At 72.4% G+C, this 14,692-nt stretch carries 16 protein-coding genes and 1 pseudogene; 7 read left to right on the forward strand and 10 right to left on the reverse strand.

Features of this window, described 5'->3' with window-relative positions:
- Together DKL51_RS10015 and DKL51_RS10020 are read right to left on the reverse strand one after the other, a co-directional pair.
- Window positions 1–966, reverse strand: a 966-nt coding sequence (locus tag DKL51_RS10015) for a lycopene cyclase family protein (protein WP_124811989.1), incomplete at its 3' end; no start/stop codon positions are given.
- A 59-nt stretch (window positions 967–1,025) separates the two neighbouring features.
- Entirely contained in the window at window positions 1,026–1,358 is a 333-nt protein-coding gene (locus tag DKL51_RS10020; protein WP_124811990.1) for a hypothetical protein, read from the reverse strand.
- Window positions 1,359–1,501: 143 nt separating this feature from the next.
- Here DKL51_RS10020 and DKL51_RS10025 point away from each other — a divergent pair, with 143 nt between their 5' ends.
- The gene (locus tag DKL51_RS10025) at window positions 1,502–2,575 is read left to right on the forward strand and encodes a Gfo/Idh/MocA family oxidoreductase (protein WP_109965857.1); all 1,074 of its coding nucleotides are present in this window, start codon (window positions 1,502–1,504) and stop codon (window positions 2,573–2,575) included.
- A gap of 22 nt (window positions 2,576–2,597) precedes the next feature.
- Here the strand turns inward: DKL51_RS10025 and DKL51_RS10030 are convergent, their stop codons facing one another.
- From DKL51_RS10030 to DKL51_RS10040, 3 genes are all read right to left on the reverse strand, one after another.
- Entirely contained in the window at window positions 2,598–2,924 is a 327-nt protein-coding gene (locus tag DKL51_RS10030) for a hypothetical protein (RefSeq protein WP_124811991.1), read from the reverse strand.
- 13 nt (window positions 2,925–2,937) lie between these two features.
- The gene (locus DKL51_RS10035; protein WP_124811992.1) at window positions 2,938–3,954 is read right to left on the reverse strand and encodes an SPFH domain-containing protein; all 1,017 of its coding nucleotides are present in this window, start codon (window positions 3,952–3,954) and stop codon (window positions 2,938–2,940) included.
- A 170-nt stretch (window positions 3,955–4,124) separates the two neighbouring features.
- Window positions 4,125–5,393: an MFS transporter gene (locus DKL51_RS10040; protein WP_124811993.1), complete on the reverse strand. Its 1,269-nt coding sequence runs from the start codon at window positions 5,391–5,393 to the stop codon at window positions 4,125–4,127.
- A 68-nt stretch (window positions 5,394–5,461) separates the two neighbouring features.
- Between DKL51_RS10040 and DKL51_RS10045 the strand changes: the two genes are divergently transcribed.
- The gene (locus DKL51_RS10045) at window positions 5,462–6,286 is read left to right on the forward strand and encodes a class I SAM-dependent methyltransferase (RefSeq protein ID WP_260428454.1); all 825 of its coding nucleotides are present in this window, start codon (window positions 5,462–5,464) and stop codon (window positions 6,284–6,286) included.
- Between the two features lies 1 nt (window position 6,287).
- On the opposite strand, the gene DKL51_RS34850 is transcribed toward DKL51_RS10045, so the two are convergent.
- Complete coding sequence (locus DKL51_RS34850; RefSeq protein WP_221623155.1) at window positions 6,288–6,428, reverse strand: hypothetical protein; 141 nt, start codon at window positions 6,426–6,428, stop codon at window positions 6,288–6,290.
- Here DKL51_RS34850 and DKL51_RS10050 point away from each other — a divergent pair.
- Together DKL51_RS10050 and DKL51_RS10055 are read left to right on the forward strand one after the other, a co-directional pair.
- Window positions 6,428–6,754, forward strand: a pseudogene (locus DKL51_RS10050) (pyridoxamine 5'-phosphate oxidase family protein); the annotation flags it as partial. The gene DKL51_RS34850 and the pseudogene DKL51_RS10050 sit on opposite strands and share 1 nt — an antisense overlap.
- A 39-nt stretch (window positions 6,755–6,793) precedes the next feature.
- The gene (locus DKL51_RS10055) at window positions 6,794–7,303 is read left to right on the forward strand and encodes a DinB family protein (RefSeq protein ID WP_124811995.1); all 510 of its coding nucleotides are present in this window, start codon (window positions 6,794–6,796) and stop codon (window positions 7,301–7,303) included.
- Between the two features lie 17 nt (window positions 7,304–7,320).
- On the opposite strand, the gene DKL51_RS10060 is transcribed toward DKL51_RS10055, so the two are convergent.
- Window positions 7,321–8,931, reverse strand: coding sequence for an AMP-binding protein (locus tag DKL51_RS10060; protein WP_124811996.1), 1,611 nt, complete (start codon window positions 8,929–8,931; stop codon window positions 7,321–7,323).
- Window positions 8,928–10,619, reverse strand: a complete 1,692-nt coding sequence (locus DKL51_RS10065; RefSeq protein ID WP_124811997.1) for an AMP-binding protein — start codon at window positions 10,617–10,619, stop codon at window positions 8,928–8,930. Before DKL51_RS10065 ends, DKL51_RS10060 begins: the two co-directional genes overlap by 4 nt.
- A 140-nt stretch (window positions 10,620–10,759) precedes the next feature.
- Between DKL51_RS10065 and DKL51_RS10070 the strand changes: the two genes are divergently transcribed.
- The 3 genes from DKL51_RS10070 (at window position 10,760) to DKL51_RS10080 (ending at window position 13,435) form a co-directional block, all read left to right on the forward strand.
- Window positions 10,760–11,632 carry a helix-turn-helix transcriptional regulator gene (locus tag DKL51_RS10070; protein ID WP_109945111.1) on the forward strand — a complete coding sequence of 291 codons (873 nt, stop codon included), beginning with the start codon at window positions 10,760–10,762 and terminating at the stop codon, window positions 11,630–11,632.
- Between the two features lie 9 nt (window positions 11,633–11,641).
- A complete protein-coding gene (locus DKL51_RS10075) occupies window positions 11,642–12,019 on the forward strand; it encodes a hypothetical protein (protein WP_109945110.1) in 378 nt (125 codons plus the stop codon).
- A 579-nt stretch (window positions 12,020–12,598) separates the two neighbouring features.
- Window positions 12,599–13,435: an ArsR/SmtB family transcription factor gene (locus DKL51_RS10080; RefSeq protein WP_109945108.1), complete on the forward strand. Its 837-nt coding sequence runs from the start codon at window positions 12,599–12,601 to the stop codon at window positions 13,433–13,435.
- Here the strand turns inward: DKL51_RS10080 and DKL51_RS37105 are convergent.
- Together DKL51_RS37105 and DKL51_RS10090 are read right to left on the reverse strand one after the other, a co-directional pair.
- Window positions 13,368–13,652 (reverse strand): DUF6767 domain-containing protein, encoded by a 285-nt coding sequence (locus DKL51_RS37105; RefSeq protein ID WP_109945107.1) that lies wholly within the window; start codon window positions 13,650–13,652, stop codon window positions 13,368–13,370. The genes DKL51_RS10080 and DKL51_RS37105 overlap by 68 nt on opposite strands.
- An 88-nt stretch (window positions 13,653–13,740) precedes the next feature.
- Window positions 13,741–14,692, reverse strand: a 952-nt coding sequence (locus DKL51_RS10090; protein WP_260428455.1) for an L-lactate permease, incomplete at its 5' end; no start/stop codon positions are given.

Consider the following 14,692-nt stretch of genomic DNA (forward strand, 5'->3'; position numbering starts at 1 on the left):
CAGCGCCACCGCGTCCATCCACAGGTGGCGCCGGGGGTACGCGGGCCGGGGCACCGGCGGCCGGCCGGCGGCCAGGGCCCGGGCCACCTCGTCGGCCTGCCGGTGCATGGCGGAGAAGGTGAACCCGGTGGAGGGGCGGGTCGCGCCGCCGGCCGTGCCGAGGCGGACCACCCGGGGCGAGGGTCGGGCGACGAACGGGCCGTCCGTCATCGGGATCACCCCGTTCTCCACCTCCCGGATCCGCAGCGCCGCCGGGTCGAGACCGAGCAGGCGGACGTACCCGCGCAGCGCCGCGTCGTACGCGTCGTCGGTGAGCAGGGCGGGTGAGAACTCGGTGTACTCGATCAGGGCGTACCGGTCGCTGACCGGAAGCACATAGCCGAACGAGACGCCCCGGGCGGGCTGCGGGGTGCGGAAGTCCATCAGCACCGCCCGAGCGGGGTCGAACGTGGGCGCGTCGGTCTCCACCCACCAGCCGCGGAAGTGCTGCAACCAGTTCGTCCGCCCCGGCCGCTCCGGCGGGCGGGGGCGGGAGTCGAGCACCCAGGCGGCCCGCACCAGCTGCCCGCCGTCGGTGTCCCGGACGATCACCTGGTGCCCGTCGTCGTCGAGGGCGCCGGCCGCCGCGCCGATCCGGGTGGCACCGAGGCGGCGCTCGGCCTCGGCAGCCCGGTCGTAGACCGGGGTCGAGCGCAGCATGGCGTACCGCATCGGGGTGAGGTCCAGGACCCGATGGCCGGCGGGCGTGACCACGTCGACCTGCGACCAGCTGGCGCTGAGCAGCGGGTCGAGGTCGCTGCCGGGGCGGTCCCAGAACGCCCAGGTGCGGTCCTGGCCGCGCTTGTGCACCGGGTCGACCACCGCCAACCGCAAACCGGTGAGCCCGTGCCGGTCCAGGGCGGCCAGCACGAGCGACGCGGCGCCGCCACCGCCCACCAGTGCGACGTCGACCGGGGTTTCGTTCACCGGGTCACGCTGTCACACACCGGGCCGTCGCGACGAATCTCCCGATCCGCACACGCTGATCAGATTCGCCTCGGCCGGACGCGGTGCCCGAGACGACGAGCGCCCTCGGCCAAACCCTGATCGACGGCATCGAGGACATCCCGCCAGGCGTCGCCGGCGTCCGGAGCCTTCCGTTTGGCGAGCCGCTCGAAGGTGGCCAGGCTGCGCCGCACCGCGTCCAGCTGCGGATCGAACACCGACGGCCGACTCCAGTGCAGGTAGCGGGGTGTCACGTAGAGCCGGACGTAATGCGCGTCCCGGTACCGAGGATTGCTGAGCGAACGCTGCCGCAGGTAGGCCAGTTGTCCGAGCGCGATTCTGTCCGCGAGTGGCAGGTCCCCGTCATCGCCCACGTACGCATCCTGCCACCCGCACACCAGGCCCGCGGCGCACGGCCATCTCGGGCATGGGCCGGGGCCCGGGCCGGGACGGCGCGTAGATTCGGTGTCACCGAAGCCGCATCACCAGGAGCGGGCCGGGAGACGGGGGGAACAGGATGGCGCAGGCGCCGCTGCGGGTCGGTCTGCTGGGGTACGGGGTCGCGGGCCGGGTGTTCCACGCCCCGCTGATCGCCGCGACGCCGGGCCTGCGGCTGGACGTCGTCGTCACCCGTGACCCGCAGCGACGCGACCAGGTGCGGCGGGAGCACCCGGCGGCCCGCCTCGTCGACACGGCCGACGAGGTGTGGCGCTCACCGGACGCGCTGGACCTGGTGGTCGTGGCGACCCCGAACCGGCAGCACGTGCCGATGGCCCGGGCCGCGATGGCGGCCGGCCTGCCGGTCGTCGTGGACAAACCGCTCGCGCCCACCGCCGCCGAGGGGCGTGCGCTGGTCGACGAGGCGACCCGCCGTGGGGTGGCGCTGACGGTCTTCCAGAACCGCCGCTGGGACGGGGACTTCCTCACCGCCCGCCGGCTCATCGACGCGGGCGAGTTGGGCCGGGTGCACCGCTTCGAGTCCCGGTTCGAGCGGTGGCGGCCCGCGATCAAGCCGGGCTGGCGGGAGAGCGGCGCCCCGGGCGAGGCCGGCGGCGCGCTGTGGGACCTCGGCGCGCACCTCGTCGACCAGGCCGTGCAGCTCTTCGGTCCGGTCCTCAGCGTGTACGCGGAGGTCGACCGTCGACGGCCGGGGGCCGAGATCGACGACGACGCGTTCGTGGCGCTGATCCACGCCGCGGGCGTCCGCTCCCACCTGTGGCTGAGCGCCGTCACCGCGCAGCTCGGGCCGCGGCTGCGGATCCTCGGCGACCGCGCCGCCTACACCACGTACGGGCTCGACGTGCAGGAGGCGGCGCTGCGCGAGGGGACCCGCCCGGGCGCGCCGGGCTGGGGCGAGGTCGCCCCCGAGCGGTACGGACAGCTCGGCGCCGACGGCGACCTGCGCGCGGTGGCCACCGAACCGGGCCGCTATCAGGACTTCTACCAGCAGGTGGCGACGGCGCTGCACAACGGCACGCCGATGCCGGTCGACCCGGAGGACGCGCTGACCACCGTCGAGCTGATCGAGCTGGCGCACCGGTCCGCCACGCAGGGAGCGGTGGTCCACGTCCCGCCGACGCCGCGGAATTGACGGTATCGGGCCTCCTGACCGCTTAGCCGGGGAGGTGGGTGCCACCGCCGTTGAGGTGGTACGCCCGCTCCTCCGCGCTCTCGCGCGCCCGCAGAAACCGGTCGCTCCATTCCGGGTCACCATCGGCGATGCGATCGACCACGTGCTCGTCGAGCACCCGTCCATCCGGCGGTACGAGCCCGACCGCGACCACCGTCTGCCCATTCCGCCCGTAGTGCAGGACCTGCCAGCGCGCCGCACGGGCCGCCCGTCGGCTGCGCCGCCCGGCGATGGCCGTCAGCAGCAGGTAGCAGCTGACGGCGACAACCGACGTGACGCCGAGGGCGAGCAGCAGGGCGAGGGCCCGCACGGCGACCTCCCCCTCACTTCAGGGGTACGGTGGCGCCGGCCCCGGGAGCGTACGTCGTCACGCCGGGGGGCAGGGCCTTGATGATGTCGATCTGGGCGCACGCGGAGCAGGCGTCGTACCCCTGCTGCCGGGTCTTGTTGGCCTCCGCTTCCGCCTTGGCCTGCGCCACCCGCGCCTGGGCCTCGCTGACCTGCGCGTACGCCGCCTGGGCTTTGTTCACCGCGTCCTGCACTGTCTGCGGCAAGGTGACTCGGGCCAGGTTGAACTTGATGCCCTCGAAGAAGGTTCCGCCCAGCATCTCGGCCAGGTCCTTGGGGAGGCTGCTGTTCACGGCTTCCTGCACCTTGGCGATGTTCGTGTTGTTGGTCTGACCTCCGGTGTCCGGATTGGCGGGTGCCGGTGTTCCGGTGCGCTGCGCGCCGTTCTGAACCAGCGCGCAACTGGAGACCAGCTCCGCGCAACGGAAGCTGTTGATCTGGATGCGCAGGTCGTTGTCGATCACCGGGCGGACGATCGCGTCGAGGAAGGTGCTCCAGCCCTCGTCTCCGTCGTAGGCGTAGCGCAGCTCGCCGTCGACGCCGCGGAACTGCCGGGTGCCGAACTTCGTGTCGAACACCTTCAGGGTGTCGGGGTCGAGGTTGAGGGTGAAGTAGATGGTGCCCTCGATGCCCATTTCCACCCCGTCGCTCGACGGTGTGTTCACCACGTCGACGCCGGTCCGGTCGCCGCGCTTGGTGTCGGACGTGATCGTGTAGAAGCGCTGCTGTGCGGGGTAGCGGTGGGTGGTGGAGTACGTGCCTGTCCAGGTGAGACCGGAGGCCGGCGAGATCACCTGACGCACCCGGTTGTTGTCGAACCAGCCGCCGTTGCGAACCACCCCGACCTCGCCGCCGGCCGTTTTGTCGAAGCCTCCGATGACAGCGGTGAGGGCCACGATGAGCACGACCGCTCCGGCCAGGACGGCCCCCGTGATCGGAAGAACCCGCCGGGGTTCGAACCGCACCGACGATCTGCTGTGCGGTGTGGCCATGGTGCACGCTCCCTCGCTGGTCATCGGGGCAATCTGCCCATCGCGATCAGGTTGGCAGCCAGTGTCAAGACCGTCAATCGACGCCCGCCTACAGCTTCTGCGCCGCTACGTCCTATCCGCTCCGCGACAGATTTTCGCCACCGACAAGAGCAAGATCGACAGGACAAGTCCTAGGCGGGGGTCGCCGTGGTGTCGTCGACCTGCGGTGCGGGATCGGCGTACGCGGCGGCGACCACCGCCCGGTCGAAGACCCGCCAGGTCACCGCCGTCACGGCGAGGGCGACGACGAATCCCACCCAGTACGGCGCGGTCAGCCCGAACCGGGTGGCGACCACCCCGCCGAGCAGCGCGCCGAGGCAGTTGCCGCCGGCCGCGAGGAACAGGGTGGTGCTGCCCACCCGGCCCTGCAACGGGGCCGGGGTCAGCCGTTGCCGCAGCGAGTTCGCCACCATGTTCCACAGTGCGCCGTGCACGCCGAAGGCGAACAACGCGCCGGCGATGACGATGGCGCTGCGCGAAGCCGCCAGGGCCAGGTGCAGTCCCGCCTCGATCAGCAGCCCGATCCGGATGGTCCAGGTGGCGGTGATCCGGGCGACGATCCGGTCCCCGACGACCGAACCGAGCAGCCCGCCGACCGCCATGCAGGTGAACAGAGCGCCGTAGCCGATCGAGCCCAGGTGCAGCCGCTCGGTGGCGAGCAGCACCAGCACCGCGATGGCCGCGGTGAGGGTGACGTTGAGCAGCCCGATCAGCAGGGTCATGGTGCGCAGCAGCCGCTGCGACATCAACCACCGGAAGCCCTCGACGACGTCCGCGCGGACCGAGCGGCGGTCGCTGCCCTCCAGCGTTGAACCACGATACGACCCGGCTACCAGACTGATCAGGACGGCGCTGAGGGCGTACGTGGCGGCGTTGACACCGAACGGGATGCTGGCCGCCAGCACGAAGAGGAACCCGCCGAGCGGGCCGGCGATCATGCCCTGCATCAGGGTGGTGCCGCCACCCAGCCAGCCGTTGGCGCGTTCCAGCTTGGACCGGGGTACGAGCGCCGGAACCATCGCCTGACCGGCCACGCGGAACACCACCTCGCCGGCGTTCACCACGAAGAGCACGGCGTACAGCAGCGCGACGCCGGCCCGGCCGGTGCTGATCGCCGTGGTGAGCGTCGCGAGGGCGGCCACCCGTACCCAGTCGATGAGGACCATCAGCCGGCGCCGGTCGACCCGGTCGACCAGGACACCGCCGGGGAGGGCGAAGAGCAGCCACGGCAGCCATGCCACGGCGGAGGCCGCCGACACGGTCAGCGGGTCGTCCGTCTGCGACGCCACGAACAGCGGCGCGGCCACGGTGGCCATCCCGCTGCCCAGCGCCGACATGGTGCTCGCCGCCCAGAGCCGGGCGAAGCGCCCGTCCAGCCGTTCCTCCACTGCCCCCGTCATGGCGAGCGAACCTACCAGCGAAATCTCCGTTGAGCGGGCCGGCCCGCACGTGCGAGGGTCGGCCGGTGATGGACTACCTCGCGATCAACCGGGCGAACTGGGACGAGCGCGCGCCCGCACACGCAGCCTCCCCCGACTATGCGGTGGACCGCTTCCTCGCCGACCCGACGTACCTGAGCGACGTGGTCCGCTTCGACCTGCCCCGGCTCGGCGCGGTCGCCGGTCTGGACACCGTGCACCTGCAGTGCCACATCGGCACCGACACCGTCTCGCTGCACCGGCTCGGCGCGCGGACGACCGGCCTGGACTTCTCCCGCGCCTCCCTCGCCCAGGCCCGCAGCCTCGCCGGGCGGACCGGCGCGGCGGTCGAGTTCGTCGAGGCCGACGTGTACGACGCACCGGAGGTGCTGGGGCGGAGCCGCTTCGACCTCCTCTACACCGGCATCGGCGCGCTCTGCTGGCTGCCGGACGTCCGACGCTGGGCGAAAGTCGTAGCCGACCTGCTCCGCCCCGGCGGGCGGCTGTTCCTCCGCGAGGGGCACCCGATGCTCTCGACCCTCGACGATCCCCGCCCCGACGGCACCCTCGCCGTCGAGTACCCGTACTTCGAGCGCCCGGAGCCGCTGGTGTGGGACGACCCCGGTACGTACGTGCGAACCGAGGCGACCTACGAGCACAGCGTGACGCACTCGTGGAACCACGGCCTCGGCGAGGTCGTCACCGCCCTGCTCGACGCGGGGCTGGAGCTGACCATGCTCGCCGAGCACGACAGCGCGCCCTGGGACGCCCTGCCCGGGCAGACCATCCGCGACGGGGACGGCGAGTGGCGGTTGGCGGACCGGCCCTGGCGGCTGGCGCAGACCTACACCCTGCAGGCCCGCCGCTGGGATTGAGTCACTTCAACCAGCGCAGCACGACCGGGTCGAGCGGGTCGTCCATACCGAGCACGATGTCCGCCCGTTCGACCGGTCGAGCTTCCGCCCGGTACAGGTCCTGGCCGGGGAGGTAGCGCTCGCGGTAGCGCTGCCCCACCACGCAACATCGCCGCCGATCCCCGGATCTCCATCGGCGTCTTCGCGCCGCTGGTCGGCCAGGCCAGCAGCCGGGGCGCGCAGGTCTTCGGCCGGCCCCGGGTGCTCACCTCGGCCGATCCGGACTTCGACCACTACTGGCCGGCCTACCGCTGGCAGTCCGACCAGGTGGAACGGTCCCGCTCTCTGGACGAGCCCCCCACCGGGCCGCTGGTCGTGGTGCCCGCCGAGCGGATCGTCTACACGGAACACTGGCTGCGCCGCGACGGGTACGCGCCGCGCCAGTTCTGGCGGGCGCCCGACGACCGGCAGCACGGCGGCGGCGATTAGTCGTGCGGGATCGGAGGGTCGCCGGGCATACTGCCGGCCATGACCGTCGCCTTCCCGGAGCCCGGCCCGTCCTCGGACGTACCCGCCCTCTTCCTCACCTACCTCGACTTCTACCGGGAGACGATCGCCGACCGGATCGCCGGGCTGACCGACGCGCAGGCACGCACCACCCAGGTGCCCTCCGGCTGGACGCCGATCGAGCTGGTCAAGCACCTGACGTTCATGGAGCGGCGGTGGCTGGTGTGGGGGTTTCTCGGCGAGCAGGTGCCGGACCCGTGGGGCGACCGGCCCGACGGCCGGTGGCACGTCGGGCCGGACGAGACCGTGGCCGACGTAGTGGACGCGCTGCGTGCGGGCGGGGGGCGGACCCGCGACATCGTCGCCTCGACCACGCTGGACACCCCCGCGGCGCTGGGCGGCCGGTTCACCGATGCGGCGAGCCGGCCCACCCTGGCCGCGATCCTGTTCCACGTCCTGCAGGAGTACGCCCGGCACGCCGGCCACCTGGACATCGTCCGCGAGCTGATCGACGGACGAACCGGGGAATGACGGGCCGGGCCGTCCGGTCACCCGTCGACGCCGGCGCGGCGCAGCTCCACCTTGCGCACCTTGCCGCTGACCGTCATCGGGAAGGCGTCCAGCACCCGCATGTAGCGGGGGATCTTGTAGTGCGCCAGCCGGTCCCGGCAGAACTCCGCCACCTCCTCGACGGTCAGGGTGTCGTGCCCGTCCCGCAGGATCACGCAGGCCAGGATCTCCTCGCCGTAGCGCTCGTCCGGGACACCAACCACCTGCACGTCGGAGATCTTCGGATGCCGGTACAGGAACTCCTCGATCTCACGCGGGTAGACGTTCTCGCCACCCCGGATGATCATGTCCTTGATCCGGCCGACGATGGTCAGGTAGCCGTCCTCCCGCATCACCGCCAGGTCGCCGGTGTGCATCCACCGCGCCGGGTCGATCGCCTCGGCGGTCTTCTCCGGCTCCTGCCAGTAGCCGAGCATCACCGAGTACCCCCGGGTGCACAGCTCTCCCGGCTCGCCCCGCGGCACGGTCACCCCGGTGGCGGGGTCGACCACCTTCACCTCCACGTGCGGCATCACCCGCCCCACCGTGGCGGTCCTCCGGTCCAGGTCGTCGTCGTGGCGGGTCTGCGTCGACACCGGGGAGGTCTCCGTCATGCCGTAGCAGATCGCGACCTCGGCCATGTTCATCTCGGCGATGACCCGCTTCATCACCTCCACCGGGCAGGGCGAGCCGGCCATGATGCCGGTGCGCAGCGAGGAGAGGTCGTAGTCGGCGAAGTCGGGCAGGCCCAGCTCGGCGATGAACATGGTCGGCACCCCGTACAGCGACGTGGCCCGCTCGGCCGCGACCGCGCGCAACGTCGCGGCCGGGTCGAAGGTCGGCGCCGGGATGATGATGCACGCGCCGTGACTGGTCGCGCCCAGGTTGCCCATCACCATGCCGAAGCAGTGGTAGAACGGCACCGGCAGGCAGACCCGGTCCTGTTCGGTGTAGCGGACCAGCTCACCGACGAAGAAGCCGTTGTTGAGGATGTTGTGGTGCGACAGCGTCGCGCCCTTCGGGAAGCCCGTGGTGCCCGAGGTGTACTGAATGTTGATCGGGTCGTCGCAGCTCAGCTCCGCCGCCCGCGCCGCCAGCCGCTCCGGCGGCACCGACGCCCCGCCGGTCACCAGGTCGTCCCAGCTCGACTCGCCGATGTAGACCACCGTCCGCAGGCCCGGGCAGTCACCGCGGACCTGCTCGATCATCCCGCGGTAGTCGCTGCTCTTGTAGCCGGGCGAGGAGACCAGCACGCCCACCCCGGACTGGTTGAGCACGTACTCCAGCTCGTGCCGCCGGTACGCCGGGTTGATGTTAACCATGATCGCGCCGATCGCCGCCGTCGCGTACTGGACCAGCACCCACTCCGGGCAGTTCGGTGCCCAGATGCCGACCCGGTCACCCTTGGCCACGCCCGCCGCGAGCAGGCCGCGGGCCAGCTCGTCCACCGCGGCGCCCAGTTCCGCGTACGACCACCGCCGGCCGCTCGGGCAGTCGACCAGGGCCTCCCGGTCCGGGTACGCCTCGACCGCGCGGGCCAGGTTCGCGCCGATGGTGTCGCCGAGCAGCGGGGTGTCGGAGATCCCGCTGGCGTACGAGGGCAAGCTCATCGGAAGTCCTCCTCGCGGTACTCGCCGGCCGGGCGCGCCTCGGAGTCGGCGTGCTTGTCCCGCTCGGCGGCACGCAGCTCGGTCCGGCGGATCTTGCCGGAGATGGTCTTCGGCAGCTCGGCGAACTCCAACCGCCGCACCCGCAGGTACGGCGCCAACCGCTCCCGCGAGTGCGCGAAGATCGCCGCCGCCGTCTCCGCCGTCGCCTCCCAGCCTGGCGCGAGCACCACGTACGCCTTCGGCACCGCCAGCCGCACCGGGTCGGGCGACGGCACCACCGCCGCCTCGGCCACCGCGTCGTGCTCCAGCAGCACGCTCTCCAGCTCGAACGGGGAGATCCGGTAGTCCGACGCCTTGAACACGTCGTCGGTACGCCCGACGTAGGTGAGGTAGCCGTCGGCGTCCCGGGCGGCGATGTCCCCGGTGTGGTAGTAGCCGTCGCGCATCGCGGTGCCGGTCAGCTCGTCGTCCCCCTGGTAGCCGACCATCAGCGCGGTCGGCCGGTGCGCCAGGTCCAGGCACACCTCCCCGTCGTCGCCGGGCTCGCCGGTCACCGGGTCGACCAGGGTCACCACGTAGCCGGGCAGCGGACGCCCCATCGACCCGGGCTTCACCGGCTCGCCGGGCGGGTTGCCGATCTGCGCGGTGGTCTCGGTCTGCCCGTACCCGTCCCGCACGGTCACCCGCCAGGCCGCCTCGACCTGCTCGATCACCTCGGGGTTGAGCGGCTCACCGGCACCCACCACGCTGCGCGGCGGCGTACGCAGCTGGCCCAGGTCGGCCTGGATCAGCATCCGCCACACCGTCGGCGGGGCGCAGAAGCTGGTCACCCCGCACCGGTCCATGGCGGCCATCAGGCAGGTCGGGTCGAAGCGGGAGTAGTTGTAGACGAAGACCGTCGCGCCGGCGTTCCACGGGGCGAAGACGTTGCTCCAGGCGTGCTTGGCCCAGCCCGGCGAGGAGATGTTGAGGTGCACGTCGCCGGGGCGCAGGCCGATCCAGTACATGGTGGACAGGTGCCCCACCGGGTACGAGGCGTGGGTGTGCTCGACCAGCTTCGGCCGGGCGGTGGTGCCCGAGGTGAAGTAGAGCAGCAGCGGGTCGTCCGCCCGGGTCACCCCGTCGGGGGTGAACGTGTCCGACTCGTCGTACGCGCCGGCGTAGGCGTGCCAGCCGTCGACCGGGGTGCCGACGGCGATCCGGGTGTAGTCGCCGGGCACCTCGGCGAACTTGCCGGTGTGCTCCGCCCCGACCACCACGTGCCGGGCCGCGCCCCGCTCCAGACGGTCCACCAGGTCGGCCGGGCCGAGCAGCGGCGTCGCCGGGATGATCACCGCGCGCAGCTTGATCGCCGCCAGGATGGTCTCCCACAGCTCCAACTGGTTGCCGAGCATCAGGATCAGCCGGTCACCGGCCCGCACGCCCCGGGCGCGCAGCCAGTTCGCCACCCGGTTCGAGCGGCGGGACAGCTCCGCGTACGACCAGCGCCCCTCTCCCCCGTCGGCCTCGACGATCCAGAGCGCGGTGCTGTCATTGCCCTCGGCCAGGACGTCGAACCAGTCCAGGGCCCAGTTGAACTCGTCCAGTCGGGGCCAGCGGAACTTCTCGTACGCGGTCTCGTAGTCCTTGCGGTACGCGAGCAGGAAGTCGCGCGCCTCGCGGAAGGCTTCGGTGCCGGCGGTGGCCATGGGGTGTCCTTCCTGTCACCGGGCGCACGGCCATGGGGGGACGGTGCCGCGCGCAGTACGCTGATCCTCGATCGGGTGACCTGGGTCTCACCACCCCCGGACGGGGGTGGCCGGGATGCCCCACCGCCGGGGAGGTGAGCATGCTGGAGCCGCTGTATCCGCACGACGACGGCGACCAGATCCGGCGCGCCCTCCTGACGCTGCGGCGCGGCACCGGGCTGCCGGTGGCCTTCGGCGGCATGGTGCAGCCCGGCGGCCCGACGCGGATGACCATCACGGAGCTGGCCGGCACGAGCACCGCCGCACTGCGCGGCCTGGCCATCAACGCCGGCGCCGGCCTCGGCGGCAAGGCCCTCGCGCTCGGGCTGCCGCTGCGGGTCGACGACTACCCCGTCGCCCGCTCGATCAGCCACGAGTACGACGGGCCGGTCGCGGCCGAGGGGCTGCGCTCGGTGCTCGCCGTACCGGTGGTGGTGCACCGGCAGGTCCGCGCGGTCCTCTACGGGGCGGTACGGCAGCGCCTCGCCCTCGGCGATCGCCTGGTCGCCGCCGCCGTCGAGGCCGGTCGGGATCTGGAACGCCGCCTCACCGACCGGGACGCGACCCGAGCCGCGCTGACCACGCTGCGCACCGCGACGCGGCCGCGGCCCGAGCGAAACGGGGCCGGGCCGGAGTGGGAGCAGGTCCGGCAGGCCCACGCCGAGCTGCGGGGGCTGCTGCGCCGGATCGACGACCCCGAGCTGCGGGACCGGCTCGACGCGGTGGCCGACCGGCTCGCCGGCGCGGTGAACCGGCCCGAGGGCGGCGCGACGGTACCGAGCACGCTCTCGCCCCGGGAGACCGACGTGCTCGCCTGCGTGGCGTTGGGCTGTACCAACGCGGACGTGGCCGACCAGCTCGGGCTGCGGCCGGAGACGGTGAAAAGCTACCTGCGCTCGGCGATGCGCAAACTGGGCGCGCACACCCGCCTGGAGGTGGTGGTCGCCGCCCGCCGCGCCGGACTCCTCCCCTAGGCCGCCCAGATGGGCTGGTGGCGGCGAGGCGCGGCGGCCTGGCTGGTCCTGGGTGCGGTGCTGCTGATCGGCGCGGTGCCGGTGGCCCGGGACGTGCTCCGCCCCGGCGAGCAGCAGGTCGTCGTCGAGGCGTACGACCGCACCGACGATCCCCGGGAGATTGTGGCGCTCATCGAGAGCCACCCCGACTTCGTGCTGCACCGGGCGACGGCGCAGGAGGACGCCGGTACGGTCGTCCTGCGCGTCTCGATGCGGTCGTCCTCACGCTGGTGGTGGTCGGGCGGCGACATCGCCGAGACCCGGAAGATCCGGATCCGGCTGGACCAACCCCTCGCCGGCCGCGAGGTGCGCGACGGCCGTCTCGGCACCCCCGTCCCGGAACGCTGACACCGCCAGCGCCATACGCGGGCTACCCCGAGATGCGGTCCCCGAGCCTGACCTGGTCGTACCGGCCCTTGGGCAGGCACAGGGCCTTCCGGTGGCCGTCGTCGGTTGACGTAGGTGACCTGATAGCAGGTCCTGAGCCGGCAGTATTGACCGTCGCTGTCGCACCTGGTGGTCAGCACCTCCCGCTTGTCGGCCACGATGCCGCTGGTGTCCCCGGTCAACCAGGCGACCAGCACGGCGATCGCGGCGGCGAGGGCACAGGCGATCAGGGCCAGGACGACGAGGTCCCGCTTGCGCAGCCGGACCCGGTCGGGCAGCTCGACGTCGCGGGTCGGTTCGTCCCGTCGGTCGCGTCGCCCGTCACCGTCCACGATCCACCCCCGAGGCCAGAGTTCACGGTACGAGCCACGCGCTAGGCCCTGCCCCGGTGGCCAGCCGGGTCACCACCTCTAAGCCGTCCTAGGAGGCTGGGCTCCTACCTCCCGGCGTCCTGACTCCTGGGTGCTGGACATGCAGCCATCCGGCTGCCTATCCTGGCAAAGGCAGCCGGATGGTTGCCCATGCCAGGGATGGTGACGGGTGGACGACGTGTTCCGGGCGCTGGCCGACGCCAGCCGACGCCGCCTGCTCGACAGCCTGAACGTCCGCAACGGACAGAGCCTGCGCGAGCTCTGCGCCGGGCTCGACATGACCCGACAGTCGGTGAGCAAGCACCTGGCGGTGCTGGAGGCCGCCAACCTGGTGACCACCGTGCGGCGCGGCCGGGAGAAGCTCCACTACCTCAACGCCGCCCCGATCAACGCCGTCGCCGACCGCTGGATCGGCCGCTACCACCGGGAACGGGCGCGCGCCCTCGCCGACCTGCAGAAAGCATTGGAGTCCGAGCCGATGGAAAGCCCGACGTTCGTCTACGCCACCTACATCAGGACCACCCCGGAGAAGCTCTGGCGGGCGCTGACCGAGCCGGAGTTCACCCGCCGCTACTGGGGCGGGGTCGCGCTGGTCTCGGACTGGCGGCCCGGCTCACCGCTGCTCTGGCAGGACTCCCCCGACGCCGAGCCGAAGGACCTCGGGCAGCGAGTGCTGGCGGCCGAGCCGTACCGCCACCTCTCCTACAGCTGGCACGGCTTCCAGCCCGAGCACGCCGAGTTCTTCGGCTGGTCGGCGGAGGAGCTGGCCGCCCGGCTCGGCGAGCGCCGTTCCAAGGTCACCTTCGACCTCGAGCCGTATGGGGACGCGGTCCGGCTGACCGTCACCCACGACGACTTCTCGCCCGACAGCGAGATGCACCGGGCGATCAGCGGTCAGCTCGACGGCAGCGGCGGCTGGCCCGAGCTGCTGGCCAGCCTCAAGAGCCTGCTGGAGACGGGTGAGCCGCTGCCCGCCCCGCAGCCGGCCGGGGCCGCTGCGACCTGACCACGGCCAGCCGGGTCTGGTGGACGCCCTCGCGCAGCTCGTCGTCCCCCATCACCAGGTAGACCAGGGGGCAGTCCTGCGGGCCGGTGACGTCGAGCTGGCAGAGCGTGCAGGGCTCCCCCGGCCGGATCGGGCAGGTCGCGGCCGGTCGGGCCGCTCTGGTCGCGGTGCTCACGTCTTCACGGTCCGCACCGTCGGCCCGTCCGTTCAGGGCCATTGGTCCCGAGGATGTGAGCCGAGCTGGTCCGTCGGACGACGGGCACGGACGCCGGCAGCGCCGACGCCCGTGCCCGGGTCCGTACCCGTCAGGGCACCATCCAGCCGAGGACCGGGGAGCCCTGCAGCGCGACCAGCACGCACATGAACAGCAGCAGCACCAGGCTCCAGCCGAACACCTTCCGGAAGATCTCCCCCTCCCGGCCGGCCATGCCGACCGCGGCGGCGGCGATCGCCAGGTTCTGCGGGCTGATCATCTTGCCCAGCACGCCGCCGGACGAGTTGGCCGCAGCCAGCAGCAGCGGGTCGAGCCCGGCCTTGGCCGCCGTCTGCACCTGCAACGCCCCGAACAGCGCGTTGGCGGAGGTGTCCGAGCCGGTCACCGCGACGCCGATCCAGCCGAGGATCGCCGACAGGAAGACGAACGCCCCACCCGCCGCCGCCAGGAACGCGCCGAGGGTGTTGGTCTGGCCGGACTGGTTCATCACGTACGCCAGGGCGAGCACCGCCATCACCGTGACGATCGCGTAGCGCAGCTCGACGTAGGTGCGCCCGTACGCGCGCAGCGCCCGGCCCACCGAGACGCGCAGGATCAGCGCGGTGAGGATGCCGGCGAGGATCATCAGGGTGCCCGCCGCGGGCAGCCAGTTGAAGGTGAACGTCATCGAGGACAGCGGCTTGCCGTTGCCGCCCAGGATGTCGAGCCCCGGCCAGGGGAACTTCACCGTCCACGGCTCCTTCGCCAGGGCCGTTTTCACCGCGCCCAGGTTGGCGATGGAGAAGATCGCGATGATGATCAGGTAGGGCGCGTAGGCCCGGGCGACCTCGGCCGGGGTGTCGGCGATTCGCCTGGCGCCCGCGGTGGCGGCGCGCACCTGGTCCGTGGGCCGCGGCTCCAGGTCATCGCCGTCGCCGCGGTGCCGGCCGACGGGAGCGGTCTCGTCGATGCGGGGATCACCCGGCGGGGTCTCCCCACCCGGTCCGTCCAGCGCCGGCGCGGCGGTGGACGTACCGGAGCGGCTGCCCGCGGCGGCGCTGGAC

Source organism: Micromonospora globispora (assembly GCF_003857015.1).
GTDB lineage: Bacteria > Actinomycetota > Actinomycetes > Mycobacteriales > Micromonosporaceae > Micromonospora > Micromonospora globispora.

Bases quoted from the DNA above. Each gene is read 5' to 3' on its own strand.
- DKL51_RS10055 (WP_124811995.1), top strand. From the start codon at position 6,794: ATGACCGTCGCCTTCCCGGAGCCCGGCCCGTCCTCGGACGTACCCGCC.
- DKL51_RS10035 (WP_124811992.1), bottom strand. From the start codon at position 3,954: ATGGCCACACCGCACAGCAGATCGTCGGTGCGGTTCGAACCCCGGCGG.
- DKL51_RS10040 (WP_124811993.1), bottom strand. From the start codon at position 5,393: ATGACGGGGGCAGTGGAGGAACGGCTGGACGGGCGCTTCGCCCGGCTC.
- DKL51_RS10025 (WP_109965857.1), top strand. From the start codon at position 1,502: ATGGCGCAGGCGCCGCTGCGGGTCGGTCTGCTGGGGTACGGGGTCGCG.
- DKL51_RS10045 (WP_260428454.1), top strand. From the start codon at position 5,462: ATGGACTACCTCGCGATCAACCGGGCGAACTGGGACGAGCGCGCGCCC.
- DKL51_RS10060 (WP_124811996.1), bottom strand. From the start codon at position 8,931: ATGAGCTTGCCCTCGTACGCCAGCGGGATCTCCGACACCCCGCTGCTC.
- DKL51_RS10065 (WP_124811997.1), bottom strand. From the start codon at position 10,619: ATGGCCACCGCCGGCACCGAAGCCTTCCGCGAGGCGCGCGACTTCCTG.
- DKL51_RS10070 (WP_109945111.1), top strand. From the start codon at position 10,760: ATGCTGGAGCCGCTGTATCCGCACGACGACGGCGACCAGATCCGGCGC.
- DKL51_RS10075 (WP_109945110.1), top strand. From the start codon at position 11,642: ATGGGCTGGTGGCGGCGAGGCGCGGCGGCCTGGCTGGTCCTGGGTGCG.
- DKL51_RS37105 (WP_109945107.1), bottom strand. From the start codon at position 13,652: ATGGCCCTGAACGGACGGGCCGACGGTGCGGACCGTGAAGACGTGAGC.